Origin of the sequence: Planococcus soli (assembly GCF_016881065.1) — a bacterium.
In the GTDB taxonomy this organism is placed as follows: Bacteria; Bacillota; Bacilli; order Bacillales_A; family Planococcaceae; genus Planococcus; species Planococcus soli.
Genome location: NZ_WXYN01000016.1, coordinates 242,655 through 269,626, shown reverse-complemented (window position 1 = coordinate 269,626; position 26,972 = coordinate 242,655). Strand labels below are relative to the sequence as shown.

Here is a 26,972-nt window from a genome sequence, read left to right as displayed (position 1 = left end):
TTAGATAGAACCACTCTTCAAAACAAATGTCCCCATCAGTTTCGGTTGGCCCTGCTGATCTTTGATCTGGATTTCACCTTCGTTGTCGGTCAGCATTGATCCATTGATGACAAGTACTGTTCCTGGATGGGTGACCGCTTGAAAACGAACTCCAAAAGATTGCAGCTGCCGGTCCGGAAACCACTCTTCTACAGCCGCTGCTGCCCAGCCCATAACGAACATGCCATGCGCGATAATATCACTAAGCCCTTTTTCTTCAGCAATGGCTGGCACCGTATGAATCTCGTTGAAATCACCAGATGCACCTGAGTACTTTACCAAATCAATTGGAGCGATTGGGTTTTTAATGATGGCCGGCAATTCAGTCATGCGATCACCTCCGTCATTTCAATGATAGTGGCCCGTCCCACTGCCATCGTTTCATGCTGTTGGTTCCGGTAGACCGTCTCCAATAGAAAGAAGTTCTTTCCTTTTTTGTGAAACTGGTCTTTTACCGTCACTTGAGCAGAAATGATATCCCCGGCCATTATGACTTTGTGATAGTCGTATGCCTGTTCTCCGTGGAGAACGTTGTTTGGATTCAGTTTCAGAAAATTTGAGAACAGCTGGTAAAAATTGTGGTCGTTCCAGAAATCAATGACTGTTGTAAATGTTGGCGGCGCCGGTATGCCAGGATATCCCGCTGATTTAGCTGCTTCTGCATCGAAATAAATCGGATTTCTCAGCTGCAAAGCTCTCGCAAATTCCTTTATTTTTCCGGCCTCGACCAAAAAAGGGGCATAGTCGAAAACCATCCCTTGTCCACTCATAGATCCACCCGCTTTTTGAGAGTTGTTATTAAATCAATTGGCCGTTTCTCGTTCGATTGGCCATATCCACTAAATTCGAAACCGCTTGGTTCAAGTCGCTAAAGCGGTCATCATCGATTTCCCCGATTTTCCAGCGATAATGGATTTGCTGCAAAATAACGGCAAGCTTATAAAATCCGAATGTTACGTAGTACTGGATGTTGGAAACATCACGCCCACTTTGTTTTGCATACTCCTCAACAAACTCTTTCCTGCTGAAAAACCCTGGTTGGCTTGTAACAATGTTAATGCCCATATCGGGATCTTCCGGTCCACCCCAGTAAGCAACTGTCGAGCCCAAATCGCTTAAAGGATCGCCGATGGTCGACAGTTCCCAGTCCAATATGCCGACTGCCTTGCCCGGATCTTCTTGGTCCAGAACCATATTGTTCAATTTAAAATCATTATGGACAATTGTCGTCTCCGGATTAACTGGAATATTGGCCGACAGCCATTGCTCCAGGTCATCCAAATCGGGAATTTCTTCTGTTTTCGCTTGGCTATAACGCTTGATCCAACCCTTAACTTGCCGTTCCATGAATCCTTCCGGCTTGCCCATTCCGGCCATTCCTGCTTCTTGGTAGTCGATGGACTGCAGCTGAACCAACGTGTTGATCACGTTTTTTGATATTGCTTCTCCAACCTGCTCGGAGCTGCCATAGGATTCAGGAAGCTTATCATCAATTACCACGCCTTGTTTTTTCTCCATTACATAAAAATGCTTATCCATAATTTCAGGATCTTCACAATATATATAAGGCTTTGGCGCCAACGGGAAAACCGGATTCACTTTTTCGAGCATCCGATACTCCCTTTCCATGTCATGCGCGCGCGGCGGCACCTCGCCAAAAGGAGGACGCCGCAGAACGCCTTCCCAACTGCCGATGCTAATCAAATACGTCAGATTCGAATAGCCCTCTGAAAATTGCTGAACAGCCATGTTCCCTTCAGGCAAATCTGGCATCGACTTGCGTAGGTGCGTTTCAACTTTTTTCCAGTCAATCGGTTCGACCGTTTTATCTGTTGCACTCATTCTGTCCACTCCCCGATTATCAGTCATAACTAAAAAATCCCTGGCCTGATTTTCTGCCTAACCGGCCAGCCCGCACATATTTTTTCAATAAGGGTGCTGGACGATATTTCGAATCGTTGGTTTCGTTATAAAGAGTTTCAGCTACAAACAGCATCGTGTCCAAACCAATCAAATCGGTTAAAGCGAGTGGTCCTATCGGATGGCTGGCCCCCAGCATCATGCCTTTGTCGATGTCTTCCGCCGAGGCTATGCCTTCCGATAAGACAAAAATCGCCTCATTGATCATCGGAGTTAAAATGCGATTGACCGCAAATAATGGGGCTTCCTTCACCGAAATAGCAGTTTTATTAAAGCGGTCAGCTACTTGGTGAGCGGTTTCGAAGGTTTCATCACTCGTTTGTTCACCCCTTATGATTTCAACCAGCTGCATAACAGGTACTGGGTTAAAAAAGTGCATGCCGATCACTTTGTCACTCCGTTTCACAGCGCTGGCCATTTCGGTAATGCTCAACCCGGATGTATTGGAGGCAAAAATGGCAGAAGGCTTGCATATCGCGTCGAGTTCAACCAGCAGACTTTTTTTAGGTTCAATTTGCTCAATGATTGCTTCAATGACCAGATCGACATCTTTCAAGTCATCGATCTTTCCTGTCGGTGTGATTCTCCCACGAATATCATCACTTTGGCTTTGATCAATTTTCTTTTTTTCGACATTCCGTGCCAAAGTCTTTTCAATTCTGGAGACTCCCCGCGCTAAGCCTTCGGCGTTGATATCATACAAGAAAACTTCGTAATTCCCTTCGGCAGCTACCTGGGCAATGCCGTTCCCCATAATTCCTGCACCAACAATCGCAATACTTTTCATCGTTCCATCTCCATTCAAGCTTTATTTCCCCTGAAAATTAGCGGGCCGCTTTTCAGTGAATGCTTTGACGCCTTCCTGCATATCCTGCGTTTCGGCAAGCTCTGAAAACATTTGTGTCTCTAGCTCCTGTCCTGCCGCTAAACTTAGCTCCACTCCTCCATCAATCGCCTTCTTGGCGTTCGCTATTGCCAGCGGAGCTTTTGACGCTATGGACTGAGCCAGCTTAATGGCATTTTCGAATGCCTCACCCTGTGGCACCAATCTTTCTACCAGACCCGCTTCATAAGCTTGCTGACCGGACAAGAGTTCGCCTGTTAAAATCAGCTCTTTTGCTTTTCCGGGACCGGCCAGACGGGTTAACCGCTGTGTGCCGCCATAGCCTGGCAAAATGCCGAGTCCTGTTTCTGGCAAGCCTAATTTCGTGGTTTCTTCGGCAATCCGGATATCACAGGCAAGCACCAGCTCCAGCCCTGCTCCAAGAGCCAATCCATGAACTGCACAAATAACTGGTTTTCCGCCTGCCAGCTTGTCGAAGATCTTTTTGCCTTTTTCCACCAGCGCTATCCCGCTTTCTTTTGTCAGGCTTGGAAACTGGCGAATATCAGCGCCTGCAGCAAATGCCTTTTCCCCAGCTGCCCGCAGCACTATTGCCCGAATTTCGGGATCATGATCTATTTCATCGACAGCTTCGCCTAATTGGTTCAGCAGCTCATCTGTAAGGACATTTAGCGGCGGGTTATTCATAGTCAGCACTGCAACGGTTTCCCGACGTTCCAAACTAATCACTGTCCAATGTTCTTTCTGCAATGGCTTTCCTCCTTTACCTTCTTTTAGTGGTTATTTTCTGATGGTCATTAACAATTTTTCCGTCTCTATAAAGTGGAACAACATCCACTGCTTCGTGATGCTGCAGCACAAATTCCACAGAACCGGTAAAATTGAAACGCTTCAACAAATGTGCGGTTTCACATTCGTATAAGTCTCTAAATGACGTCTTATGGGCATGGCGATAAGCTTCCCTGGCCATTTTTGAGGAGTCGGATAAGTTGTAGCTTCCTTTTCGGGTCAGGTGTTCGACTATCTGTCCTGCTCCGATAAAGTCTTCCATGGAAAACCGGTCATCGTTTCCTGAACAGACCAGGACAATAGAAGAATCATCTTCCTGCAGGTGGATCCGCTCAGCAATCAAATGACCGTTCACCAGGGACGAGATAAAAAGTACGTTTGCTTTGCTTGCTTTTTCGATGGCGATCGTACCGTTTGTGGAACAAATAATGGCCGCCTGCTTATCATCGTTTAGCTGGATCAGGCAAGGATCAGGATATTGAAACCCGTGGATAGATTCCCCTTTTGTTTCCCCCAGCAGAATATGGGATTCACTTTGGCACTTTGACAGCTTTATTGCCTGGTCCCTATCCCTAACAGCGTAAATAGGTTCGTAATTATTTTCGAGCAAAAAAGCAATCGTCGAAGTCGCAAGTAAGACGTCAATGACTGCTGCTGTACAGCCTTTCAACTTTTCTTCTGCTACCGCTTCTTTTTGAGTAATGACATGAACCTTCCTCATTGCAATCAATTCCTTTTTTGTTATCCCGTTTTACCGAAGGGGAACAAGTCTCGTCAGGAATGAAGAAACTTTCCACTCATCAAAAATTTCTTTCTGCCTATTCACAACAGCATCTTCAAAAAATAATCGGCGTAAATGTCTTCTATTTTTTCTTTGCTGAACTTGCCTTCTGGCGAATACCAAACCTGCACCCAGTTGGTTGCACCTAGTATAATCATGCGCGCCATCTTTTTGTCGGACACCTTAAATTCTCCGCGCTTCACGCCTTCGGCTATGATCTTGTCGAAAATTCCGGCATACTGATCGCGCTTTTGAATAATCTCTTCGATATGCTCTGCTGAAAAAAGCTGTTCCGGCTTAACGATCAAGTTGAACACTTCTTTTTCACGTATGGCAATGTCCAAGTGGGTCTTGATCGCTCGTTTCATTTTGTCCATTGAAGATAATTCTTCAATATAAATGGCTTCCATCTTTTCCATAGCTGCCGACAGGATCAGGTCGTGGCAGCTGTACAAGAGTTCTTCTTTATTTTTAAAATAATAATAAAGCGCGCCCTTAGTCATCAGTAATTCTGCAGCAATGTCTTCCATGGTCGCATTCTGGTAGCCATTCCGTGAAATGACCAAACTTGCGGAACGAAGAATATCTTCTTTTTTCTTGGCTGCTTTTCGTTCCCGGAGACTCATTCCACCACCTCATTCATTCAGTTTTAAAGCAGTTCTTCAGGTTTTCCTTCCGTTTCCTTCATGACCATCGATGGTTTGTTTTCCAGAATATTTCGTATCAGGATAAAGACGTTTTCAACAACAATCATGGCAAATGCGATAGGAATCAGGAAAAACAGCGGGTACAGAGGATACAAGGTGCCCGCAGCTGGAAACGCAGTCTTGCGTTCGAAGCCGCTCATGGCGTATTCCCAGCTGAACTGTACAATCAGCACAAGGACAAACAATTCAAGCAGGAGCATAAAGAAAATCAAAATTCTTTGCGCTGTGTTATTCAGTTTTTCCAAAATCAAATCCATCTTCGGCAATACACCGGACGCGTAGACATAGGCGAGGCCAGGGAATACTACCAAAGGCATCATGTAATTCTGGATGATTTCAAACCCTCCGCGTATGGAGCTCGAAAAGAAGGTTCGCATCGCAACGTCGTAGACAATCATCATCATCATCAGGAGCACACTGATGCCACTGATCCATATTCCTGCCAGTTTTATATAATGAAAAATATTATAAGCCTTCCATACTCCATTCATTCAAGTCCACTCCCTTCAATCACTCACATGGAATTCGGCAGCCATGTGGCAAGCCCTGGAAACGCAATCATCAAGCCACAGACAACGACCATCGCGACAACAGCGAAAACCATGGAAATGCGGAATATTGATCCTGAACTGATTCCGCTGACCCCGGCAACCGCATATACGCTCAATCCGACAGGCGGCGTAATCAATCCAATCGTACAAATGACGGCAACAAATACCCCAAACCAAAGGATGTCGACCTGCAGCTCCTGAATGATGGGGAGAATAACTGGAATGGACATCAAAATTACAGCCGCACCTTCTATGAACATGAACATGATGAACAAAACAACCGAAATAGCAATCAGCACCAATACCGGTGTATCCATAATCGGTTCGATCAATTCAATCAATCGCCTCGGCAGCAAGGACAAGGAAACAAAACGTCCAAAAATCTGGGCACCGATCATGATGATCATGACCATTCCTGTCAGTTTTACCGTTTCGACAACAGAAGTTTTGAAAAATTGTAAATTGACTTTCCCCAGAACCAGCGCAGCAAGCAAACCTACGAATGCTCCTACTGCACCTGCCTCAGTCGGTGTAAAGATACCTGAGTAAATGCCGCCAAAAATAACCAGGACGATGAGCATCGCAATGACGCTCACAATGATCAAACGGATAGCAGACAACTTTTCCGGCAACGGTGCATCTTTAATTGCAGGTTCCTCAATATGCGTCTGTTTTTTCCGATCCAATCTGAAATACACGAGCATCACCAGAATAAACACAATCATAGTCAGTATGCCGGGAATAAATGCTCCAACAAACAGGCTTCCTACAGGTGTTTCAGTGGCTACTCCGTACAGAATAAGAATAATGCTTGGCGGAATAATTCCGGACAACGAGCCGCCTGAGGCCGCAATTGCACCAGCAAGAGGTGCACTATAGCCATGTTTCCGCAGTTCCGGAATCGCTACTTGCCCCAATGAGGCTGACGTCGCTGTTCCGGAACCGGAAACTGCACCCAGCATTCCGCCGATGATCAAGGTCAAAACACCAAGCAAACTGTTCTTCCCTTTGGATACCTTATGGACCATGTAGAAAATATCCTGAACCAGTCCCGATTGAAGAATAAACTGGGCCATCAAAACGAAAAGCGGAATAGTCGTCAATGTGTAACTGGCTACCCGGTTAAAAGGCTCGTTGCCGAGCAGTCCAGGAAGAATCCCGAATCCTTCCAGCAGGATCAAACCGATTATGCCACTGGCAAGGAGTACGGAATGTATATATAATCCTGCTATCAGCAAGACAATCATCATTATTAAAATAATTCCTATAACCAATAAGTTGTCCATTTCAAGACCTCCTTGCATCAAATTATAAAAAGAAAAGGAATGGCTCTTTGTCTGACAAGCTATTCCCTTTTCCCAAAACGGCTATTCCAGATTCATGATGGCTTCTGGCACTTCCCCGCCTTCTTCAATTAGAAGATCTCTCCACATCTTAACCAGTTCATTTCCTGGCATTCCACTTTCCTCCAATAATGCTGCATAATCGGTCCAAGTTTCTTCTATCCCTTGGTTGAAGTGATCTTGCACTGCTGGATCCAAGTCCGCAAAATCAACGAATGTACCGCCATTTGCTTCATTTTCAGGAATGATCTCCTCTGAACGATCAATCCATTCCTGTGCACCCGGTTCGAAAATCTCTTCATTTGCCTGAGTCATTGCTTCCTGGACATTTTCAGGCATTTCATCCCATTTGTCCTGGCTCATTCCAATGAATGCATTGAAATGTCCGAAGTTGATGCCTGTTAACGTATAGGTGAATAAATCCTGGAAGCCGTAGCCTGTCCAGTCGGCAATACTGTAAAATGCCCCTTCAAATGTGCCTCTGCTCAAAGAATCATAAATTTCGACTGCCGGCATAGTGACACTGTTAATGCCCGTTTTAGCTGAGTACATTTCATGGATTCTAGAAGGCGTACGAAGCGAAGTCCCTTCTACGTCACTGACCGCATTAAATTCATGGCCAGTAGTCGAAATGGAGTATTCTTGTGTTGTAGAAATCGGAAATACTTTGAAATCACCAAATTGCATTTCTGTATACGTCTGTCCATCTGCCAATTCTTCTTCACTTTCAAGAAGATTTTTCCACGCATTGGAAGCAATCAGTGTATCGGAATGATTCAAAGGCAACATGGTGACTTCTGCCATTGGGAATTGATCCGGCTGGTAAATCGGCAGGACAATCGCTACATCCACGGTACCGGTTTCAAGTGCTTCTGCTTCATCTGGAACGGCCACCAATTCTCCACCTGTGAAGGATTCGAATTGAACCTGACCTTCTGTCAATTCTTCCACTCTTTCCATCCAAGGCACCATTGAAGCTTCCCACCAAGCGTGCTGGGCACTGAGTCCAGTGGCTGCGCGCAGAGTGATTGTTTCACCCTCCGAAGAAGATCCACCCGATTCTTCACTGCCTCCACACCCTGACAACAAAAGCACTAAGCCCAGACCAGCTACTGAAAAACGAGATTTGAATGATTTCATAATTTTTCCCTCCATCCGTTTAATGTACTTATAGTTTTTTGTATCCGCTTACAAAAAGCCAATCCTAGTTGCCATTAAATTGAGGAATGCGTTTGTCAAAAAAAGCCGCAACGCCTTCCTGATGATCCTTTGTCTGAAGCAGCATTGCCTGTATCATATTCTCCTGCATAAATGCGGTTTCTTTATGGAGATCCCCTACATGGTTAACGAGGTATTTGACGTATTTATTGCTGATGGGCGGACCTTTGACAATAAAGTCCGCAAACTCAGCCGCAGCCTCCACCACTGATCCTGTAGAAGTTTTATTGATGAGGCCGTGACTCTGAGCTTCTTCAGCTGACAGCGTCTTGGCTGATGAAATCCATTCTTTTGCAATTGGCGGGGACACACGCTCTGTCAGTAATTTGATCAAGCCTAAATCAGGAATCAGGCCAATATTTGAGAAACTCAACGCAAACTTGGCATCTTCATCTGCTACAATAAAGTCCGCAGCTAAGGCGATGCTGAATCCTGCTCCTGCCGCATAGCCATGAACAGCAGCTATGACGTATTTATTCAGATCCATGATTTTCTTCGACAAGCCTGAAACATACTCGATCCACTCTGCCACTTCAGCGGCATCTGCCAATTCCCTCATGGACGAAATATCGCCTCCTGCAGAAAACGCCTTGCCTTCTCCTGATAAAACGATGACTTTGACTGCCTGGTCGGCGGATAATTCATCCAAGGCATCCATGACTTCCTGAACCAATTCCCGTGATAAGGCATTCAACTTTTCAGGTCTATTCAATTTCAGATAACCTATGCCCGCTTGCGCTTTAATTTCCACCAGTTTCCCCATCTATTTACCTCCCTTTCAGCTCAGGTTTTACAACAAGTTTTCCATAAGTTTTCCGGTCACCCAGTAAATCCAGTGCATCCGGAACTTTATCAAATGAATATTCTTCATAGATCATCGGACGGATAGCTCCATTTTCGTAAAGAGCCATCAATTCATGATGTGCCTTCATGACTTCTTTGGGGTATAAATTCCGGAACAAGCCAAAATGTACGCCCACAACCGAATAGTTTTTTATTAACGCATGATTGGTCGGCGCATCTGCAATCCGTCCTCCTGCAAATCCAATGACCAGCAGACGCCCTTCAAAAGCGATGCACTTTCTGGATCGGTCGAAGGTGTCGCCGCCGACCGGATCAAAAATGACATTGGCTCCTTTTCCGCCTGTTGCTTCTTTTACTATGGAGACGAAATCTTCTGTTCGGTAGTTGATGACCTGGTCAGCACCGAGGTCTTTGCATATTGCCGTTTTTTCATCGCTGCCCGCTGTCGCAATGACAGTAGCACCTGCCGCTTTTCCAAGCTGGATGGCTGCGGAGCCGACACCGCCTGAACCTGCATGCACCAATAGGGTTTCACCTTTTTGAAGCCGGCCTGTCCGGTGCAGGGCGAAATACGCTGTCTGGTAAGTGATGAATAAAGCTGCCGCTTCGCTGTAGGAAAGCGATTCTGGAATTGGAAACACCCCTTCTTCCTTGACGACTGCCCACTCCGCAAGACCGCCACTTGGCAGCTGTGGCGTTGCCAAAACACGTTGCCCTGGACTTATGCTCACTCCTTCTCCAACCCTTTCGACTACACCTGAAATTTCCGCTCCTGGTATAAATGGCAGATCGGGTTTTTCCTGATACTTCCCTTGGCATTGAAGGATATCGAAAAAGTTCAAGGCCGCAGCCTCCATTTTCACGAGTACTTCACCAGCTTTGGGTTCTGGAATTGGAAGTTCTGCAAGTTCGAGTGCTTCCTGCGGATCTCCTATTCGGACCACTGTCCAAGCCTTCATCACAACATCCCTCCTTTATTTCACGTTTGAACTTTCCTTCAATTGTTCCCGCAGTTCCAAACGGCCAATGTCGCGCAAGTGGACCTGGTCCGGACCGTCAACCAAGCGAAGTGTCCGGGCATTGGCGTAATGTGCCGCGAGTGGAAAATCTTCCGTTAAGCCGGCTCCGCCAAAAACCTGCATAGCACGATCGATGACGTTCAGCGAAACTCGTGGTGCAGCAATCTTGATCATCGCGATTTCTTTGCGTGCTGCTTTGGCGCCTTCCATATCAATTTTGTGTGCAGCATGCAAGGTCAACAGACGCGCCTGCTCAATTTCAATCCGGCTTTCAGCGATGATTTCTCTAATTACATCTTTTTCTGCCAACGTGGAGCCGAACGCTACTCTGCTATCTGCGCGTTCGCACAACAAATCAAGCGCACGTTCAGCAGCTCCAATGGCACGCATGCAATGGTGGATGCGTCCCGGCCCCAAACGGCCCTGTGCAATTTCAAATCCACGCCCTTCACCCAGCAGCATATTGGAAGCCGGTACACGGACATTGGTGTAGTGGACTTCGGCATGCCCTTGAGGCGCATCGTCGTAGCCGAATACGGTCAGCGGACGGATAATTTCCACTCCCGGGGCATCAAAAGGCACCAAAATCATCGACTGCTGCTGATGTTTAGCAGCATTTGGATCCGTTTTCCCCATAACGATCGCAATTTTACAGCGGGGATCTTTGGCTGCCGTTGTCCACCATTTTTTCGCGTTGATGATATATTCATCGCCATCACGGACGATGCTGCTTTGGATATTAGTAGCGTCGGAAGAAGCAACTGCGGGCTCCGTCATTGAGAAGCATGACCGGATTTCCCCGCGCAATAGAGGCTCCAGCCATTGCTTTTTCTGCTCTTCAGTTCCGTATTTGATGAAAACCTCCATATTGCCGGTGTCCGGTGCATTGCAGTTGAACAGTTCCGGTGCAATCAAGGAACGGCCCATGATTTCGCATAGGTGTGAGTAGTCATAGTTTGATAAGCCCGCGCCGTATTCCGGATGGTCCAAAAACAGGTTCCATAAACCCTGTTCTTTTGCTTTCTCTTTCAATTCTTCAATGATCGGTGGAATCGTCCAGCGGTCTTCGGCTTCTTCTAAGTATTTTTCGACTGTTTTTTCATTTGGATAGACATAGTCATCCATGAATTTCAGTAATTTCACTCTTAACTCTTCGGCTTTCGGTGATAATTCTTTAAGCATTTGCTTTTCCTCCAATGTTTTTCAATGTATTTTTCAAGATTTTGCCGGATGCGTTTCTCGGCAGGCTATCGATCAACTCAAATTCTTCAGGAACTTTGAATTTCGCCAATGATTTACTGCAATGTTCTCTTAAATCGGTAAAATCATCGGCATCCAAATTCGGACCCACTACGAATGCTTTTACTTTTTCTCCAAAAACCGGGTCGGGCTCACCGATGACTGCGGCTTCCACCACATCAGGATGGGCTTTTAGGACGTCCTCAACTTCAATCGAGAATATCTTTTCACCTGCACGATTGATCATATCTTTTTTGCGGTCCCGGATATAAATAAAGCCGGCATCGTCTTGTATGCCAAGATCTCCGGAATGCCAATAACCATCTGTAAAACTGTTTTGATTGGCCATCGGATTGTCCCAGTATTCCTTGATGACCATAGGCCCTTTAATATAAAGTTCTCCAGATTCTCCAGGCGTACACTCTCGGCCTTCAGGATCCATTATTTTAATGTCAGCTACTGTCATTGGAAGCCCAACCGAAGTCACTTTGGATTCCGGATAATCCATCGGCATCAAGGTTGCGGGCGAGGTTGTTTCCGTAGCGCCATAGGCATTGTGCAGATGTGCATTCGGAAATGCTCTTTTCAGCATTGTGAATGTCTGCTGGTAGATTGGCGAACCCCCAAAAGCCACTTTCCTCACAAAGTCAAACGAGTGCTTTTGGAACTCTTCACTGGTGGACATCATGATGAAAATGGTAGGTACATTGAAAAGGAAGTTAATCTTATGATCGAGTATCCGTTTGATATACTCTTCATTTTGGTAGCGTTTCATGCTATAGACCGTGCCGCCGACATAAAGCATATGCAACAGCTGCCCGACCAATCCGGTGACATGGAACATCGGCACAGCAATCAAGGTAGTAAATTGATCGTCGGTTTCAAAAAACAGCTTATAATTCATTAAGCTGTGAATGACATTAATATGAGTCAATACTGCACCTTTAGGCCGTCCCGTAGTGCCGGACGTGTAGAGGATAAAAATTCCATCTTCTTCTGTGACTTTGGTTTGATGATAGGGAGTATCTTTCACCAAGAGCTGTTCATATGAGTTTTCCCCGCCGATGACAATGATCTTTTCTTGTGCTACCGGTAAAGCATTCTGGTTGGCTTTTTCCACTTTATCCAGAAACTCCTGTTCGCTGATAATAACGCTCGGTTTGGAATGTTCAATAATATATTGAAGTTCTTCTACAGCCAGTTTGACATTGATTGGAACCATGATCGCTCCAATTTTAGCGCATGCAATGACCAATAAAGGAAATTCAGCACAATTGCCGACTACAGATGCTATGCGGTCGCCTTTTGTGATGCCCATCTTTTGAAGATTGGCTGCAATAGCGGTCGCCAGCTCTTCCAGTTGCCGGTAGCTTACCGATTGTTCTTCTGTTACAACTGCAAGTTTTTCACCATACATTTTGCTGCTGGCACTGATGATTTCTCCAACAGTCTGTGGCCGCTCTTTGAATACCTTGACGCCTTCTCGTCCAAACAAGCTGATCTCCTGAAGTTCCATAGAACGCCCCCTCCTTAAAATGAAAGCCCTTACATTTAATTTTAAAAAATATATTGTCAAAGTTTTTATACTATTTCTTCAAAGTTAGTATAATCGTTCTTTTTTTGAATTACAAGTCAAATTTCTAATTATCAGAATATTTTTCATATAAAAAAAGGAGAGCTCTGATTTAATCAAAGCCCTCTCATGCTATTACTCCCCTAAATCTACGTTGTGGTAGACCTGCTGAACATCTTCCAAATCCTCGATAGCATCAATCATTTTTTCGAACTGTGCCTGCGCATCTTCCGGCAGCGGCAGTTCGTTTTGAGCAAGCATGGTCAACTCTGCTACCGTAAATTCAGTGATTCCTGCATTTTTGAATGCTTCCTGCACCAAATGGTATTGATCGGGTTCAGCGTAGACGATGACGCCGTCTTCTTCTTCCATGACGTCACGGACATCAATATCCGCTTCCATCATCAGCTCCAGTACTTCGTCAGCTGTTTTGCCTTCGATTCCGAACACTGCCGTATGGTCAAACATGTAAGCGACAGATCCGCTGACGCCCATATTTCCGCCATTCTTGCCGAAAGCAGCACGCACATCTGATGCCGTACGGTTAACGTTATTTGTCAACGTATCCACAATCACCATAGAGCCATTTGGCCCAAATCCTTCGTAGCGCAATTCATCATAGCTTTCTTCCGATCCGCCTTTAGCTTTCTCCACTGCACGGTCGATAATCGCTCTTGGAATGCTATAGGTCTTTGCACGCTCCAAAACCACTTTCAAGGCTTGGTTCGATTCTGGATCGGGTTCGCCCTGTTTGGCAGCTACATATATTTCACGTCCGAACTTTGCGTAAATCCGGCTTGTATTGGCATCTTTGGATGCTTTCTTCTCTTTGATATTATTCCATTTGCGTCCCATTAAATTTCCTTCTCTCTATAAATTCTCATTTTCTTTGAAGTTCACTATGTACTATTATAGTACAAATCTTTCGGATGTAACGTATTTTGCAGTCAAAAACCGCAGTTTCTATCCGATCCAATACTTTGAATTCAAGATAAAATAGGCGTAGAGTTGAGTTGTAAAGAAAATAACAGATTTTTAGGAGGAACTCATAATGGCAGAAAACAAAGTCCTGATTATCACAGGCGGCGCCAGCGGGATTGGACGTCACGCTTCCTACCAATTAGCAAAAGAAGGTTACGCAGTGGTAGTAGCTGATTTCAATGAAGACGGTGCAAATGAGACCGTTTCCCATATCGAATCCCAGGGTGGAAAAGCTGCTTCATTTAAAGTGGATGTGTCAAAAGCTGAGGAAGTAGAAGCAATGGTTGATTTCGCAGTTGAGAAATTTGGCACCTTGAATGGTATTTTCAATAACGCGGGCATCGGTCTCGTCAAGCCATTGCTGGAGATGGATCCTGCATCCTACCATAAAGTAATCGACGTCGATCAGCACAGCGTTTATTACGGCATCTATTACGGCGCAAAGAAAATGGTCGAACTCGGTACAACCGGCACGATCGTTAACACTGCGTCAATCTATGGCTCAATGGCCGCCAAAGGCAGCTTCAACTACAACGCAGCCAAAGCCGCAGTCGTCATGATGTCAAAATCAGGAGCATTAGAGCTTGCTGAACATGGCATTCGCGTAGTCGGAGTCGCTCCTGGGTTTATCGATACGCCTATCCTTGGAGATGATCCGGAAATGAAGAAAGCCCTGTCGGCTCTCCATATGCACAACAAGCTGATCCAGCCTGAAAAAGTGGCCAATGTCGTCAAGTTCCTATTTTCTGAAGGGGCTGCAGCCATCAATGGCTCTACCGTTGCAGTAGATGACGGGTTCTTAAGCTTTAAATAAAACTAGCAGCGCTGCTAGTTTTCAAGCATTCATTTCTTAAAAAGAGCCTTTTGCCAGTCGGCAAAAGGCTCTTTTCTGTCTTCAGATGCATGCACTGCGAATTTATGGGCGTTCGTGGGAATTTGTGGTCGTTCAAATAAATTTATGGGCATTCGTGCGGATTTGCAGTCGCTCAGCTGAATTTGCAGTCGGTCACCTAAAATTCTCACAAAAAAGTGCTTGGACATTAGAACAGGCAGCGCTGCTAGTTTTCATACTTTATCCGTTCGATGATATTCCGAAATTTGAATGACGCGAACGCTCCGTGTATTCAGCTCATGATAAATTCCGCGGTTGTCATGAAACGAAATGTATTGATCCCGCTCACTTTGTATCAGCTGTTCCGCTTCAGTCTGTGACTCCAGGTGGACAAAGCGGCGGATATAATGTTCTTCATCAAAAAAATAGGTTACTTTGAATTCTTTCATTAGATATCCTCTCCTTAAAATTGATAGGGAGCTTTTTGATGGAAATAATTTGGTTTAACCAGATCGTTCTTATAAGGCTTATGGAAAATATGGGTTGTGGCCGGTGACATGGGTGGAATCAGCCATGCCCAGTTTCCGGTGACATCGCGCCCTTCCACTTCTTCTTTTTTCTCAAAATTCTTGAATTGCTTGGCTGCTGTGTGGTGATCGACGATGGTCACACCTGCTTCCTGAAAAGATTCTAGCACAGCGATATTCAATTCGACTAAAGCTTTGTCTTTCCACAGGGAACGGTTCGACTGCATATTTAATTCCATGATTTCTGCAACGGCAGGCAAGAAGTTGTATCGATCCTCGTCTGCGAGGTTTCTGGCACCAATTTCAGTGCCCATATACCAGCCGTTAAAAGGTGCCATTTTGTATTCGATGCCGCCAATTTCCAGCATCATGTCCGAAATGATCGGAATTCCGTACCATTTGATGCCCAACTGTGAAAACTCGGGAATTTCAGGGTGTCCAATTTCGACTTCCATAATCGACTGGCGCGGAATTTCCTTCAGAAAAGGCTCTTCACCTGGCAGTTGAATGACCAATGGCAAAATATCGAAAGGCGTTCCCGCTCCCTCCCAGCCCATTTCCTGGCAGTACTTTGTCAGTTCTAATGAACTGGAGTCTCCAACAATGCCTTTTGCAGTTTCATATCCGGCATAGCGGATCAGCTGGTGGTTCCATAAATGCATGGATTCGCCATTTTCCTGTGCAGCGCGAAAAACTGTAATGGCAGGACGGATTTTTCCGTTGTTCCCAGCAAAGTCGATGTGCTGGACCAACGCATCAAAGATTCCTTCTGCCGTCGTTTGATGGCGCTCGTCAAAGACGGTCAGCGAATTCCAAAATAATCGGCCGATGCAGCGGTTGTTATTGCGCCAGGCCATGCGTGCTCCATGCTCCAACTCTTCAAAGCTGTGCGTGTAGGTCCCCGTGTGATCGATTTCCGATTTGATTTCCAGCAGCCTTTCAGCTTTCTGGTAATCGCTCTTTCCCAGTTCCTCGTAGCAAATCCCTATATAGTCAGTGGCTTCTTCTAATAAAAGCATTGTCGAATTGCTTATCGTCATTGTTTTCACTCCTTGCTCATATCATATCACTCAGGTCTTGTTCTTTTCAGTGACAGAACTCTGAACACCCTATGTTTTTGGAGGCTTTTCCAGTACACTAGAGCAAAGTAAAAATATTGTCAGGAGGAGCTCACACCGATGGTCAAAGCGATTTTTTTCGATTTAGATGATACTTTGTTATGGGACAAGAAGAGTGTTGAGAAAGCATTCCAGGAAACGTGCCGTTTGGCTGAAGAACTAACGGGCCAAGACTGTTCCGGTCTGGAAGAAGCGGTGCGGGCTGCGGCAACTGAGCTCTATGCGGGATACAATACATACGATTTCACCAAAATGATCGGCATCAACCCTTTTGAAGGGCTATGGGGAACTTTTGATGACGAAGGAACAGATTTTCAGCAGATGAAAACCATTGTTCCTGCTTATCGCCGGGATGCATGGACTCGCGGTTTGAAAAAAATCGGCATCGATAACTCTGAACTCGGCGGCCAGCTTGCTGAATATTTCCCTGAAGCACGAAAAAGAAACCCTGTCCTGTATGAGGAAAGCTTAAAGGTACTGGAAGACTTGAAAGGCCACTATCAACTGCTGTTATTGACTAATGGGTCGCCGAGCCTGCAGCAGACCAAGCTTGATATCACACCGGAAATCGCTCCTTTTTTTGATCACATCGTAGTGTCTGGCGCTTTTGGAAAAGGCAAACCAGATCCGGACATCTTCTATCATGCCTTATCAAAATTTGGTTTGTCTTCACAAGAAGTTTTGATGGTTGGAGACAACCTGATGACAGACATAATCGGTGCTGAAAAAGCCGGAATCCGCTCTGTCTGGCTTAACCGTGAACAAAAAGCTCCGCACGAATCCATCATTCCAACATATGAAGTCCAGCACTTGGAGGAGTTGCTTCAGCTGTTAGAACAGATTTAGGCAACAAACTCCCGTTAAATACAGAAGATACATTACGCTTCGTTCCTTGAGGATGTTTCACTCTACAGCACTGCAATAAAAAGACTGGGAATTCAAAGCCGAATGGTGGTGCACCCCAAAAGTTAGAGTTCAAATCTAACTTTTGGGGTGTTTTTTGTATGGCAAAGTACAGTGAAGAATTTAAACGGATGATTGTGAACGAGTATCTGAATGGGTGGTTAAGTTATGATCGATTAGCCGAAAAACATGGAATTCCAAGCAGCACGCCAATCAAACAATGGGTTCGAATGTGGAAGGTTTTTGGAAATAACGGCTTGCGGAAGAAGCAGTCGAAACAGGTGTATTCTGTTCAATTCAAGGTGGATGTATTACACTTTATGAAACGAACAGGTGCTTCTTACCAAGAGACAGCGATCCAATTTGAGGTGAACGAGCCGTCAATCATTGCGAGGTGGAATCGTGAATTTTTGGCGGAAGGGGTAAAAGGCCTGGAAGAACGAGCGAAAGGACGGCCCTCTATGTCAAAAAAACCGAAACAGAATTCGGACAAGCCTGAAAAGGCCTTGTCCCGGGAAGAACAACTGGAACGGGAGAATGAGCTTCTCCGTTTAGAAGTGGCATATTTAAAAAAGTTAAAAGCTTTCCAGGAGAATCCGGATGCCTTCCTCGAAAAGCACAAGCCGCGCTGGCGTTCGAACTCCACGAAGAAGGATTCCGATTAACGGATGTGTTAAAGATCGTTGATCTTCCGGAAGCGACGTACCATTACCACCGCCAGCGGTTCGATTCGGAAGACTCGGACCAGGAATGGAAAATCCTGATCCAGGCACTGTTCGAGAAACACGAAGGCCGTTACGGGTACCGCCGGATCCATCTGGCGTTACAAACGCTTGGCCATGTCATTAACCACAAGAAAGTGCAACGCATCATGAACGAATTGAATCTCAAATGCGGAAAATTCATCCGCAAATCGCGTTATAAATCCTACAAAGGAAAAGTAGGCACCATCGCCAAAAACCGGATGAACCGCAGATTTTCCACGCCCCATGCCTTGCAGAAATTGACGACCGATGTCACAGAATTCAAGTGTACTGGGGATGAAAAGCTTTATTTAAGTCCGATCATGGATCTCTACAACGGCGAAATCATCGGGATGAGCATGGCAAAACGGCCAACCCTCGACTTCGTAATGGCGTCCCTGCATCAGGCCCTACCGATCATCAAGGAACAGGCGGTCTACCGCACCACTATCCATTCCGATCAGGGCTGGCACTACCAGCACCGAGCCTGGGTGAAGGCGTTAAAGGAGCAACGGATCTTCCAAAGCATGTCCCGGAAAGGGACCTGTGCCGATAATGCGGCCATGGAAAACTTCTTCGGCCTCCTGAAGCAGGAGATGTATTATGGAGAAGCATTGGTATCGTACGCGGAATTAAAACAGCGGATCGAACAATACACAACTTACTACAATAACGAACGCATCAAACAAAAATTGGCCGGCATGAGCCCGGTGCAATACCGGACGCATGCCAGCCAATTAGCTGCATAACTGAAACTCTAACTTTAAGGGGTCACTACCAATTCCCAGTCTTTTTATTGCCATTTTAATATCCCGGCTCGCAAACAGAGCCTATTAACATCCTGGAGTTTTTTTATAATCGAAGCCTCATGATGTCGGATAGTCCGCAATAGATTTAACATCTGAATCTAAAAGACAATAATTTGATTGACTTAATAAAATAACGATATTTCCAGTTGCTGTATATGCTCCTCCCACCATATAATGGAACTAACATACATATATACTTGCGCAAAAAAATAGAAAGAAGGGAATCGTTATGGGTGTTCAGTTGAATGGAAGACACTTAGTGAAGCTCAGTATTCCACTTTTGACTTCAGTCATGATCATCGCATCCTGCCAGGAGTTTTTTGGACTTTCGCCCCATTCTGTACCCGAAATCGGAGAAAACCCACTTAACACTCCACCTGCAGTCGCAACAGGAACAGAAGAAGACTTGGAACAGCAAACCGACAGGGAACATTTTGAAACATTCACGATACCTGAACTCAAACGCATTCATGATGAAATTCACTCCAGTTGGGAAGAGCATTTTGGAAATCACAATCCGGATCCTCACCTGAATAAAGTGGATAGTATGGTGATAGAAGCAGACGAGTTTATTTCCGAATACAGCGAAATACAATTGGTGTTGGAGAGTTTGGAGTTTTTAGGAACTCCAGAAGAAGTACAAGCACTGAATGGATATCGGGAGAACATGTTGAAAGCCATCAGCACAAGAGTAGCTGCAGCATCCGAATACGCTCCACATTCAGACAACGAGGCTGATTGGGAGCACTTCCGTCAGTTGGTTCAAGTCTCTTACAACTATGTAGAAGATGCCAACGTACATCTCTCTAAATACGAAGACCAAGGAAATCTGATATTCTCTGAATAAGCGGTCTACGTTATGTCTATCACTGGAGTAGTATATAAAGGTTCAGAAGGAGAAAACTGGCTCACTTTTGTTTTAAAAGGATAAAATCATTTAACATTTTAATACTGCAACACAAAAAGACTGGGAGCTCAAAATGAACCCCAGTCTTTTTATCCGTTTTAATTATCCATATTCGTTCACAGAACACTGTATGCACCATGAAAATCCGTTATTCCTATAAATTGATGGGAGTAACCCCTTCAATTTCTTCCAGTTTGGCTAGCTGCTCCAAGCTGCTTGTTTCTGCAGGCTTATCGATTGACAGCATCATGATGGCGTCTCCACCAACAATCGAACGCCCCACCTGCATCGTGGCAATGTTGACATTTTCCTGGCCTAGCAGGGTTCCGACACGTCCGATAACACCCGGACGGTCATTGTGGCGAACATACAGCAAATGCCCTTCCGGCACGACATCCACCAAGTAATCATCCACTTTGACGATGCGTGCGCCTTGTCCGTTTAACAAAGTTCCGGCTGCTTTTCTGGTTCCCTTTGCAGTTTTCACTTCTACAGTGATCAGGCTCGTAAACCCTTTCGATTCCGTAGTCTTTTGTTCGCTGACGACAATGCCTTTTTGATTGGCGATATACATCGCATTGACATCATTAACGTGTTTGCCAAGATGACGCTTAAGCATACCCTTCAGCATATTGCGCGTCAATGGCCCAACTTCCATATTGGCCAAATCACCAGCGTAGCGGACAGTAACCTCTTCTGCAGCCGCACCGGTCAAATCGGTCAAAAAGGCACCCAAACGCTCTGACAAATCAAAATAAGGCTCGATTTTCTTCATGATTTCTTTCGGTACAGAAGGCAAGTTCACTGAATTCCGGACAGTCCCTGTCGTAAAGTAGCTGACGACGTCCATGCTGACATCTACTGCAACACTTTCCTGGGCTTCAAAAGTGCTGGCGCCCAAATGAGGTGTAGCAATGATTTCTGGAAGATCCAGTAAGCGAAAATCAACCATTGGCTCTTGTTCAAAAACATCAAGCGCTGCACCAGCCACTTTCCCGGATTTTACAGCGTCGAACAATGCGCTTTCATCAATGATGCCGCCGCGCGCGCAGTTGACGATTTGCACACCGTCTTTCATGATAGCGAATGCTTCTTTATTGATCAAATGCTTGGTTTCTTTCAGCAATGGCGTATGGACAGTCACGAAATCCGCCACTTTCAGCACATCCTCCACCGATCCGAAATCCACTCCAAGCTTTTCTGCTTTTTCAGCTGTCAGGAAAGGATCGTAAGCAATGATATTCATCCGCTGCCCTTTTGCGCGTGCTGCCACTTCCTGGCCAATCCGGCCGAACCCGACCACCCCGAGCGTCTTGTTTTTCAACTCAACACCCACGTAGGATTTGCGGTCCCATTTTTGATTGCGCAACGCGTGGAACGCCTGAGGAATTTTGCGTGCCATTGACATCAGCATCGCCATCGTATGCTCAGCCGCCGAGTTGGTATTGCCGTCCGGTGCATTGACGACGATAATGCCGTGTTCAGTTGCCGCTTCCAAATCAATGTTGTCGACGCCGACACCTGCACGTCCGATAATTTTTAGGTTTGATGCTTTTTCAATCAATTCCCGTGTCACCTGAGTCTGGCTCCGGACAAGCAATGCATCAAAGCCGTCAATCCGGTCGCCCAATTGTTCCGGAGTCAAGTTGGTTTCCATGACAATATTTACGCCGTTTGCCTGACGCAGGGGATAAATTCCTTCTTCGCTGAGTGGATCACTGATTAAGACGTGAAAAGTCATTTGCTTCCCTTCCCTTCTGTTAAATAGACTTGCTGTGCGGCGGCAATTCCTTTGCCGAGTTCAATTTCTTTTCCTACCTTCATCAAGCCAATTTCCATCGCAGCCAATGTTTGCAGCATATCTGCCGGAGAGCAATAGCCCATGTGGCCGATACGGAAAATCTTTTTCGCTAAATGCTGTTGGCCGCCCGCCACTTCCAGAGCAAATTCTTTCTTCATCACTTTCCGGAATTCTTCCGGATCAAAGTCATCCGGCATTACAGCGGTAACTGTCGGAGAAGCGTCTTTGTCGGAAGTAAGCAACGGAATTCCAAGTGCTTTAAATGCTGCGCGGGTCATATCTTTCATCAAGTGGTGCCTTGCGTATACCTGTTCCAGCCCTTCTTCCTCCAATAATTGGAGCACCTGCTGCAAGCCGAATAAAATGGACAGTGCCGGTGTGAAAGGCGTTGTATCTTTTAAAATATTGTCTCTGTGTTTTTTGATATCCAAATAAAAGCGCGGCTGTGGATTGGCTTCGATTTTCTTCCAAGCCCGGTCACTCGCTGCAATGAACGACAGGCCCGCTGGAAGCATAAAGGCCTTTTGTGAGCCCGTGACGACTACATCGATTCCCCATTTATCCATTTCGGTTTCCGTACCTGCTACACAGGATACGCCATCGACGATGACCAGGGCATCCGATACTTCTTTAACAGCAGCAGCCAGTTCTTTGATGGGGTTCAAGACGCCGGTGGAAGTTTCACAGAACGTTGAGAAGACCACCTTGATTTCAGGATGTTCCAGAAGAAAGTTTTTTACTGCTTCCGGGTCAACTGCTTGGCCCCACTCCACTTCGAATACATGGGTCTGAATTCCATATGCTTTACAAATTTTCGCAAAACGGTCTCCGAATGCGCCTGTTACCAGAACCAGAACTTCTTCGCCAGGAGCAACCGTATTAACCACGGCTGTTTCCAGTCCTGCGGTCCCGCTGCCTGTTAAAATGACCACTTCCTGCTTGGTTCCAAAAACGCGTTTTAATCTTGGTCTGATGTCACTGATCATTTCGGATGTACTTAGTCCGCGGTGCCCGATCATCGGCTGTGCCATTGCACGCTGCACACTTGGCGGAATTGGCGTTGGTCCTGGGATTCGTAAAATTTGTTGGTCTGTCAGCATAATGAAGCTCATTCCCCTTTCGATTTCCCGCTTTTGCGGGCAGTTATTGTATAAAGACGCAAAAAAGACTCTTCGCCCCTTACATAAAGATGCAAGGGGCGAAGAGTCTTCTATTTCGCGGTACCACCCTAATTCACTGTCAAAAAACTGACAGCCTCATTGGTTCACATGCGTAACGGACACGAAGCGGATGGACCTACTGGGGTATTCAATCCATCTATTCAGGAGTGCTGCGAAATGCCGAAACCACTGATTCTCACCAACCATCAGCTCTCTTGAGATTTCCTTGCATCAAGCGTATCTCCATCAACATAGTTAATCTGTATATTTGAATTGACTCCATCATATACAGTCTAAAATTCATTGTCAATATATAAAAAATATTTAGATTTCTTTGCAAACGTTTCCATTATCGCAAACGCAGAAGCCGTATGGCTCTAAGGAAACTTAAAAATTTTTTCACAATTCAAGAAAGCCGATCAATTCGGACTTGTTCCCGGAATGCAACATAATTTTGTTATAATGATACTGAATTTATTCCAAAGGAGGAACTGACATGACAACTGACTTTGCAGTGAGCAACTACTTAACCAGTAACAGGGAGCGCTTTGAATCCATCAGTAAATATGTTTGGGAGCACCCCGAAACACGCTACGAGGAATTTGAATCTGCTGCTTTTTTAGCAGACGAATTGGAAAAAGAGGGATTTTCAGTCGAACGGGGAGTTGGCGGGATCGAAACCGCATTTGTCGCATCTTACGGGACTGGAAAGCCTGTCATCGGATTTCTTGGTGAATTCGATGCCTTATCAGGACTCAGCCAAAAAGCCAATCTAACCAAGCAGGAACCGATCGAACCAGGAGGCATTGGCCATGGCTGCGGACACAATCTGCTCGGGACCGGTTCTCTGGCGGCGGCATATGCCGTAAAAGCCTATCTCAGTGACAACAATATCAGTGGAACCGTAAAATTTTACGGCTGCCCTGGTGAGGAAGGCGGCTCCGGCAAAACTTTCATGGTGCGCGAAGGCGTCTTTGATGGCTTGGACATCGCTTTGACCTGGCATCCTTCTTACTCCAATTCCATTATGAGCTTGTCGAGTCTAGCCAATTATCAGGTCTATTTCCGCTTCAAGGGAGTGGCTTCACACGCAGCGAACTCACCGCATTTGGGACGCAGCGCATTGGACGCAGTGGAATTGATGAATGTCGGCGTCAATTACCTGCGCGAACATGTTGTGCAGGAAGCACGGATGCATTATGCCATCACCAACAGCGGCGGATTTTCACCAAACGTCGTGCAGTCGGAAGCAGAAGTTTTGTATTTGATCCGCGCGCCCAAAGTTGCACAAGTCGATGAAATCTATAAACGCGTCTGCAAAATTGCGCAAGGCGCTGCGTTGATGACCGAGACCGAGATGACCATCGTCTTTGATAAAGCCTGTTCCAACTATGAACCGAATCGGACACTAGAAACCATTTTGAACGAAAAGCTGCTCGAAGCCGGAGCTGTCCAGCCGACTGAGGAAGAAAAGGAATTCGCCGCAGGGATTTGGCAGACCTTGTCCGAGGGCGAGAAGAATAATTTCCTCGCCGGTATGAAAACTTTCGGTTACAGCGGGGATGGCAGCGAATTCGAGGGCAAATATCTTTCGGATATCATTTCCGATTATGTTCCTTCCAACGAAGTCATGGCAGGCTCCACAGATGTTTCGGATGTCAGTTGGATTGTTCCGACCGCCCAATTGACTACTGCCACTTCAGCTATCGGCACGCCCCTTCACACGTGGCAAATGGTGACGCAAGGCATCGGTTCGTTTGCCCACAGCGGCATGCTGCTGTCCTCTGAAGCCATGGCCAACACCGCTATCCATTTGTATCACAATCCAGAAGAACTTCAGGCGATCAAAACTGAACATGAAGCGAAACGGGCAAAAGAGGCTTATATATGCCCGATTCCCGAAGGCGTCCAGCCTTCCGCTGTAAAATAGCATATGAAAAAGACGGCAGAAATTTTCTGCCGTCTTTTCTTATGGACATCAATAGGAACGCGGCATCTTCAGCACATTCTGTCCGAGATAAGCCAAAATCATATTGTTGCTGACCGGAGCCACTTGATACATGCGGGTTTCCCTGAATTTCCGCTCCACGTCATATTCATCGACAAATCCATAGCCGCCGAACGTGTCCAGGCAGACGTTTGCCGCCTGCCAGCTTGCTTCACTCGACAGGAATTTTGCAAGATTGGCCTGTTCTCCGAACTTCTCGCCCTCATCAAATTTTCTTGCCGCTTCATAGCGCATCAAGTCTGCTGCTTTGACCGCAGCGTAAGCCCGGGCAATGGGAAACTGGATGCCTTGATTTTCACCGATTTTGCGGTTGAAGACGACACGTTCATTGGCATAGCTGGTCGCTTTATCGATGAAGAAGTAACCGTCGCCAATCGCTTCTGCCGCCAGCAACGTCCGCTCGGCATTCATTCCGTCAAGTACGTAGCGGAAACCGTTGCCTTCTTCACCGATGAGGCATTCTGCAGGTATTTCCATATCTTTATACCGCACTTGGTTTGTGGCGTAATTGAACATGGTCCGAACCGGTTCAACGACCAGGGATTCCGGCTGTTGCTCACGGATGATCCGCAAATCCACCAGGAACAGGCTAAGCCCTGCCGCCCTTTTTTCTCTCACTTCCTCAATCGGTGTGGTGCGTGCCAACAGCATGACTAAATCCGACTGCAACAGCCGGCTTGTCCAGTTTTTATGGCCATTGACCACATAGCCATTTGCCGTTTTTTCAGCAAAAGTTTCGATAGCTGTCGTATTGGAGCCGGCGTTTTCCTCCGTGACCGAAAAGGCCTGGAATCGAATCGAACCGTCCGCGATGCCAGGCAAATACTGCTGCTTCTGCTCTTCGCTGCCGTGTTTCAATAACGCGCCCATCGTATACATCTGCGCATGGCAGCCAGCCGCATGGCCTCCGGAACGGTTGATTTCCTCGAGAATAATTGTCGCTTCTGTCATGCCATATCCTTTGCCGCCATACTGTTCAGGAATCAATGCAGACAAGTATCCGCTTTTCGTCAATGCATCCACAAATTCATATGGATACTCGCGTTCAAGATCCAGTTTTCTCCAATAGGAATTTGGGAATTCCGAACATAACTTCCGTACTTCCTGCCGTAAATGTTCTCTTTCCTCTGATGTTAACTTAGCCATTGTCATTTTCCCCTTTCGAATGCTCTTTTTCGTTAGGTGGTCAGTTTGATTATTTGCTCTTCAGAAAATCCAAGCTCTGACAGAATGGAGTTGGTATGTTCGCCAACTTCGGGAATCGGATTCATGACGGTATCGACTTCGTCTGATGTAACAGGTGGAATGAGCGCTTTTAACTTCCCTACCGGCGAATCTACTTCCCGCCAGCGGTTTCGGGCTGCGAGTTGTGGATGATCGACAAGTTCATTCATCGTATTCAGCCGTGCGCTGGCAATCCGCGAAAGCTCCAGCCGCTCGATGACTTGTCCAGAATCCATTGCCTGAAAAACATCTTCGATGATGCTTTTTAATGCAGTTTTGTTGACTACGCGCTGGGAGTTGCTGTTGAACAACGGATCTGAAGCCAGATCCGGATTACTCAGTACAGTATGGCAAAACTCGCCCCATTCACGTTCGTTTTGAATACCCATAAAGACCATTTTTCCATCTCCCGCTTTAAAAGGCCCGTACGGATAAATGGTGGCATGGCTCGCACCGGTACGAGGCGGTTCATTTTCTCCGTAAGCGGAATAATAGAGAGGATAGCCCATCCACTCGGCCAAGGCTTCAAGCATGGACACTTCAATAATTGCGCCTTTCCCCGTTTTATAGCGTGAAATGATGGCGGTCAATACACCTGTGTATGCATACATTCCCGCTGCAATATCGGCGATGGAAATCCCGGCTTTGGATGGAGTGTCCTCCGTTCCTGTAACGGATACCAACCCTGCTTCACATTGGATCAACAAGTCATAGGCTTTTTTATTGGTGTACGGCCCGAAAGTGCCATACCCGGAAATAGAACAAATGATCAGCTTCGGATATGCAATTTTCAGTTCTTCTGCACTGAACCCGAGCCGGTCAACCGCTCCAGGCGCAAGATTATGGAGGAATACATCTGCCTCTTCCAAAAGTTTGTGCAGAACCTCTTTGGCTTCCTCCTGTTTCAAATCCAGCGCCAATGACTCTTTGGAACGGTTGATCCAGACAAAATGGCTGGCCATCCCTTTGACCGTTTTATCGTAGTTTCTGGCAAAGTCTCCGACTCCCGGCCTTTCCACTTTAATGACCCGGGCCCCTAAGTCGGCTAATTGTCTTGTCGCAAAGGGCGCTGCAACTGCCTGCTCCAAAGAAACGACGGTTATGCCTTCCAATGGCAACATAAAAACTCCTC

The 26,972-nt window shown here is 46.1% G+C and carries 27 protein-coding genes and 1 other annotated feature; of the genes, 6 read left to right on the top strand and 21 right to left on the bottom strand.

What is annotated here, in order from left to right; genetic code table 11:
• The 15 genes from GJB59_RS09060 to GJB59_RS08990 all read right to left on the bottom strand — a co-directional run bounded on the left by GJB59_RS09060 (window position 1) and on the right by GJB59_RS08990 (window position 13,682).
• Window positions 1–369 (bottom strand): MaoC/PaaZ C-terminal domain-containing protein, encoded by a 369-nt coding sequence (locus GJB59_RS09060; RefSeq protein ID WP_142826939.1) that lies wholly within the window; start codon window positions 367–369, stop codon window positions 1–3.
• Complete coding sequence (locus tag GJB59_RS09055; RefSeq protein ID WP_142826938.1) at window positions 366–809, bottom strand: FAS1-like dehydratase domain-containing protein; 444 nt, start codon at window positions 807–809, stop codon at window positions 366–368. The genes GJB59_RS09060 and GJB59_RS09055 overlap by 4 nt, the downstream gene beginning before the upstream one ends.
• Window positions 810–837: 28 nt before the next feature.
• A complete protein-coding gene (locus GJB59_RS09050; protein ID WP_142826937.1) occupies window positions 838–1,881 on the bottom strand; it encodes a phosphotransferase family protein in 1,044 nt (347 codons plus the stop codon).
• Window positions 1,882–1,900: 19 nt separating this feature from the next.
• On the bottom strand, window positions 1,901–2,746 hold the full coding sequence (locus tag GJB59_RS09045) for a 3-hydroxybutyryl-CoA dehydrogenase (RefSeq protein ID WP_142827234.1): 846 nt from the start codon (window positions 2,744–2,746) through the stop codon (window positions 1,901–1,903).
• Between the two features lie 21 nt (window positions 2,747–2,767).
• A complete protein-coding gene (locus tag GJB59_RS09040; protein WP_236015537.1) occupies window positions 2,768–3,553 on the bottom strand; it encodes an enoyl-CoA hydratase/isomerase family protein in 786 nt (261 codons plus the stop codon).
• Between the two features lie 13 nt (window positions 3,554–3,566).
• Complete coding sequence (locus tag GJB59_RS09035; protein ID WP_142826936.1) at window positions 3,567–4,313, bottom strand: 2-phosphosulfolactate phosphatase; 747 nt, start codon at window positions 4,311–4,313, stop codon at window positions 3,567–3,569.
• A 101-nt stretch (window positions 4,314–4,414) separates the two neighbouring features.
• Window positions 4,415–4,999 (bottom strand): TetR/AcrR family transcriptional regulator, encoded by a 585-nt coding sequence (locus GJB59_RS09030; protein WP_142826935.1) that lies wholly within the window; start codon window positions 4,997–4,999, stop codon window positions 4,415–4,417.
• A gap of 23 nt (window positions 5,000–5,022) precedes the next feature.
• Window positions 5,023–5,571 carry a TRAP transporter small permease gene (locus tag GJB59_RS09025; RefSeq protein WP_142826934.1) on the bottom strand — a complete coding sequence of 183 codons (549 nt, stop codon included), beginning with the start codon at window positions 5,569–5,571 and terminating at the stop codon, window positions 5,023–5,025.
• A 23-nt stretch (window positions 5,572–5,594) separates the two neighbouring features.
• Window positions 5,595–6,917, bottom strand: coding sequence for a TRAP transporter large permease (locus tag GJB59_RS09020; protein ID WP_142826933.1), 1,323 nt, complete (start codon window positions 6,915–6,917; stop codon window positions 5,595–5,597).
• 81 nt (window positions 6,918–6,998) lie between these two features.
• Window positions 6,999–8,114: a TRAP transporter substrate-binding protein DctP gene (dctP, locus tag GJB59_RS09015; protein ID WP_142826932.1), complete on the bottom strand. Its 1,116-nt coding sequence runs from the start codon at window positions 8,112–8,114 to the stop codon at window positions 6,999–7,001.
• A 64-nt stretch (window positions 8,115–8,178) separates the two neighbouring features.
• Window positions 8,179–8,955: an enoyl-CoA hydratase/isomerase family protein gene (locus tag GJB59_RS09010; RefSeq protein ID WP_142826931.1), complete on the bottom strand. Its 777-nt coding sequence runs from the start codon at window positions 8,953–8,955 to the stop codon at window positions 8,179–8,181.
• Between the two features lie 4 nt (window positions 8,956–8,959).
• Window positions 8,960–9,955, bottom strand: a complete 996-nt coding sequence (locus tag GJB59_RS09005; RefSeq protein ID WP_142826930.1) for an NADPH:quinone oxidoreductase family protein — start codon at window positions 9,953–9,955, stop codon at window positions 8,960–8,962.
• Window positions 9,956–9,970: 15 nt separating this feature from the next.
• The gene (locus GJB59_RS09000) at window positions 9,971–11,197 is read right to left on the bottom strand and encodes an acyl-CoA dehydrogenase family protein (protein ID WP_142826929.1); all 1,227 of its coding nucleotides are present in this window, start codon (window positions 11,195–11,197) and stop codon (window positions 9,971–9,973) included.
• The gene (locus tag GJB59_RS08995) at window positions 11,190–12,770 is read right to left on the bottom strand and encodes a class I adenylate-forming enzyme family protein (protein WP_142826928.1); all 1,581 of its coding nucleotides are present in this window, start codon (window positions 12,768–12,770) and stop codon (window positions 11,190–11,192) included. The genes GJB59_RS09000 and GJB59_RS08995 overlap by 8 nt, the downstream gene beginning before the upstream one ends.
• Before the next feature lie 192 nt (window positions 12,771–12,962).
• On the bottom strand, window positions 12,963–13,682 hold the full coding sequence (locus GJB59_RS08990) for a YebC/PmpR family DNA-binding transcriptional regulator (protein WP_142826927.1): 720 nt from the start codon (window positions 13,680–13,682) through the stop codon (window positions 12,963–12,965).
• 196 nt (window positions 13,683–13,878) lie between these two features.
• Here GJB59_RS08990 and GJB59_RS08985 point away from each other — a divergent pair, with 196 nt between their 5' ends.
• On the top strand, window positions 13,879–14,622 hold the full coding sequence (locus GJB59_RS08985; RefSeq protein ID WP_142826926.1) for an SDR family NAD(P)-dependent oxidoreductase: 744 nt from the start codon (window positions 13,879–13,881) through the stop codon (window positions 14,620–14,622).
• Window positions 14,623–14,873: 251 nt separating this feature from the next.
• Here GJB59_RS08985 and GJB59_RS08980 read toward each other — a convergent pair whose 3' ends face one another.
• Window positions 14,874–15,089 carry a hypothetical protein gene (locus tag GJB59_RS08980; RefSeq protein ID WP_142826925.1) on the bottom strand — a complete coding sequence of 72 codons (216 nt, stop codon included), beginning with the start codon at window positions 15,087–15,089 and terminating at the stop codon, window positions 14,874–14,876.
• Between the two features lie 14 nt (window positions 15,090–15,103).
• Window positions 15,104–16,207, bottom strand: coding sequence for a nitric oxide synthase oxygenase (locus GJB59_RS08975; RefSeq protein WP_142826924.1), 1,104 nt, complete (start codon window positions 16,205–16,207; stop codon window positions 15,104–15,106).
• 138 nt (window positions 16,208–16,345) lie between these two features.
• On the opposite strand from GJB59_RS08975, the gene GJB59_RS08970 reads away from it, so the two are divergent.
• The 4 genes from GJB59_RS08970 to GJB59_RS08955 all read left to right on the top strand — a co-directional run bounded on the left by GJB59_RS08970 (window position 16,346) and on the right by GJB59_RS08955 (window position 19,587).
• A complete protein-coding gene (locus GJB59_RS08970) occupies window positions 16,346–17,131 on the top strand; it encodes an HAD family hydrolase (RefSeq protein ID WP_142826923.1) in 786 nt (261 codons plus the stop codon).
• Window positions 17,132–17,289: 158 nt separating this feature from the next.
• A complete protein-coding gene (locus tag GJB59_RS08965; RefSeq protein ID WP_142826922.1) occupies window positions 17,290–17,853 on the top strand; it encodes a helix-turn-helix domain-containing protein in 564 nt (187 codons plus the stop codon).
• Window positions 17,751–18,680 (top strand): IS3 family transposase, encoded by a 930-nt coding sequence (locus tag GJB59_RS08960; RefSeq protein ID WP_142826921.1) that lies wholly within the window; start codon window positions 17,751–17,753, stop codon window positions 18,678–18,680. The genes GJB59_RS08965 and GJB59_RS08960 overlap by 103 nt, the downstream gene beginning before the upstream one ends.
• A 289-nt stretch (window positions 18,681–18,969) precedes the next feature.
• On the top strand, window positions 18,970–19,587 hold the full coding sequence (locus GJB59_RS08955; protein WP_203583268.1) for a hypothetical protein: 618 nt from the start codon (window positions 18,970–18,972) through the stop codon (window positions 19,585–19,587).
• Window positions 19,588–19,801: 214 nt separating this feature from the next.
• Here the strand turns inward: GJB59_RS08955 and serA are convergent, their stop codons facing one another.
• Window positions 19,802–21,388 (bottom strand): phosphoglycerate dehydrogenase, encoded by a 1,587-nt coding sequence (gene serA, locus GJB59_RS08950; protein WP_142826919.1) that lies wholly within the window; start codon window positions 21,386–21,388, stop codon window positions 19,802–19,804.
• A complete protein-coding gene (locus GJB59_RS08945; RefSeq protein ID WP_142827232.1) occupies window positions 21,385–22,548 on the bottom strand; it encodes a pyridoxal-phosphate-dependent aminotransferase family protein in 1,164 nt (387 codons plus the stop codon). Before GJB59_RS08945 ends, serA begins: the two co-directional genes overlap by 4 nt.
• 91 nt (window positions 22,549–22,639) lie before the next feature.
• Window positions 22,640–22,867 (bottom strand) — a binding site (T-box leader).
• A 237-nt stretch (window positions 22,868–23,104) separates the two neighbouring features.
• Here GJB59_RS08945 and GJB59_RS08940 point away from each other — a divergent pair.
• A complete protein-coding gene (locus GJB59_RS08940; RefSeq protein ID WP_142826918.1) occupies window positions 23,105–24,538 on the top strand; it encodes a M20 family metallopeptidase in 1,434 nt (477 codons plus the stop codon).
• Between the two features lie 48 nt (window positions 24,539–24,586).
• On the opposite strand, the gene GJB59_RS08935 is transcribed toward GJB59_RS08940, so the two are convergent.
• Window positions 24,587–25,762, bottom strand: a complete 1,176-nt coding sequence (locus GJB59_RS08935) for an acyl-CoA dehydrogenase family protein (protein WP_203583267.1) — start codon at window positions 25,760–25,762, stop codon at window positions 24,587–24,589.
• A gap of 32 nt (window positions 25,763–25,794) precedes the next feature.
• Complete coding sequence (locus tag GJB59_RS08930; RefSeq protein ID WP_142826916.1) at window positions 25,795–26,961, bottom strand: CaiB/BaiF CoA transferase family protein; 1,167 nt, start codon at window positions 26,959–26,961, stop codon at window positions 25,795–25,797.
• Window positions 26,962–26,972: the final 11 nt, after the last annotated feature.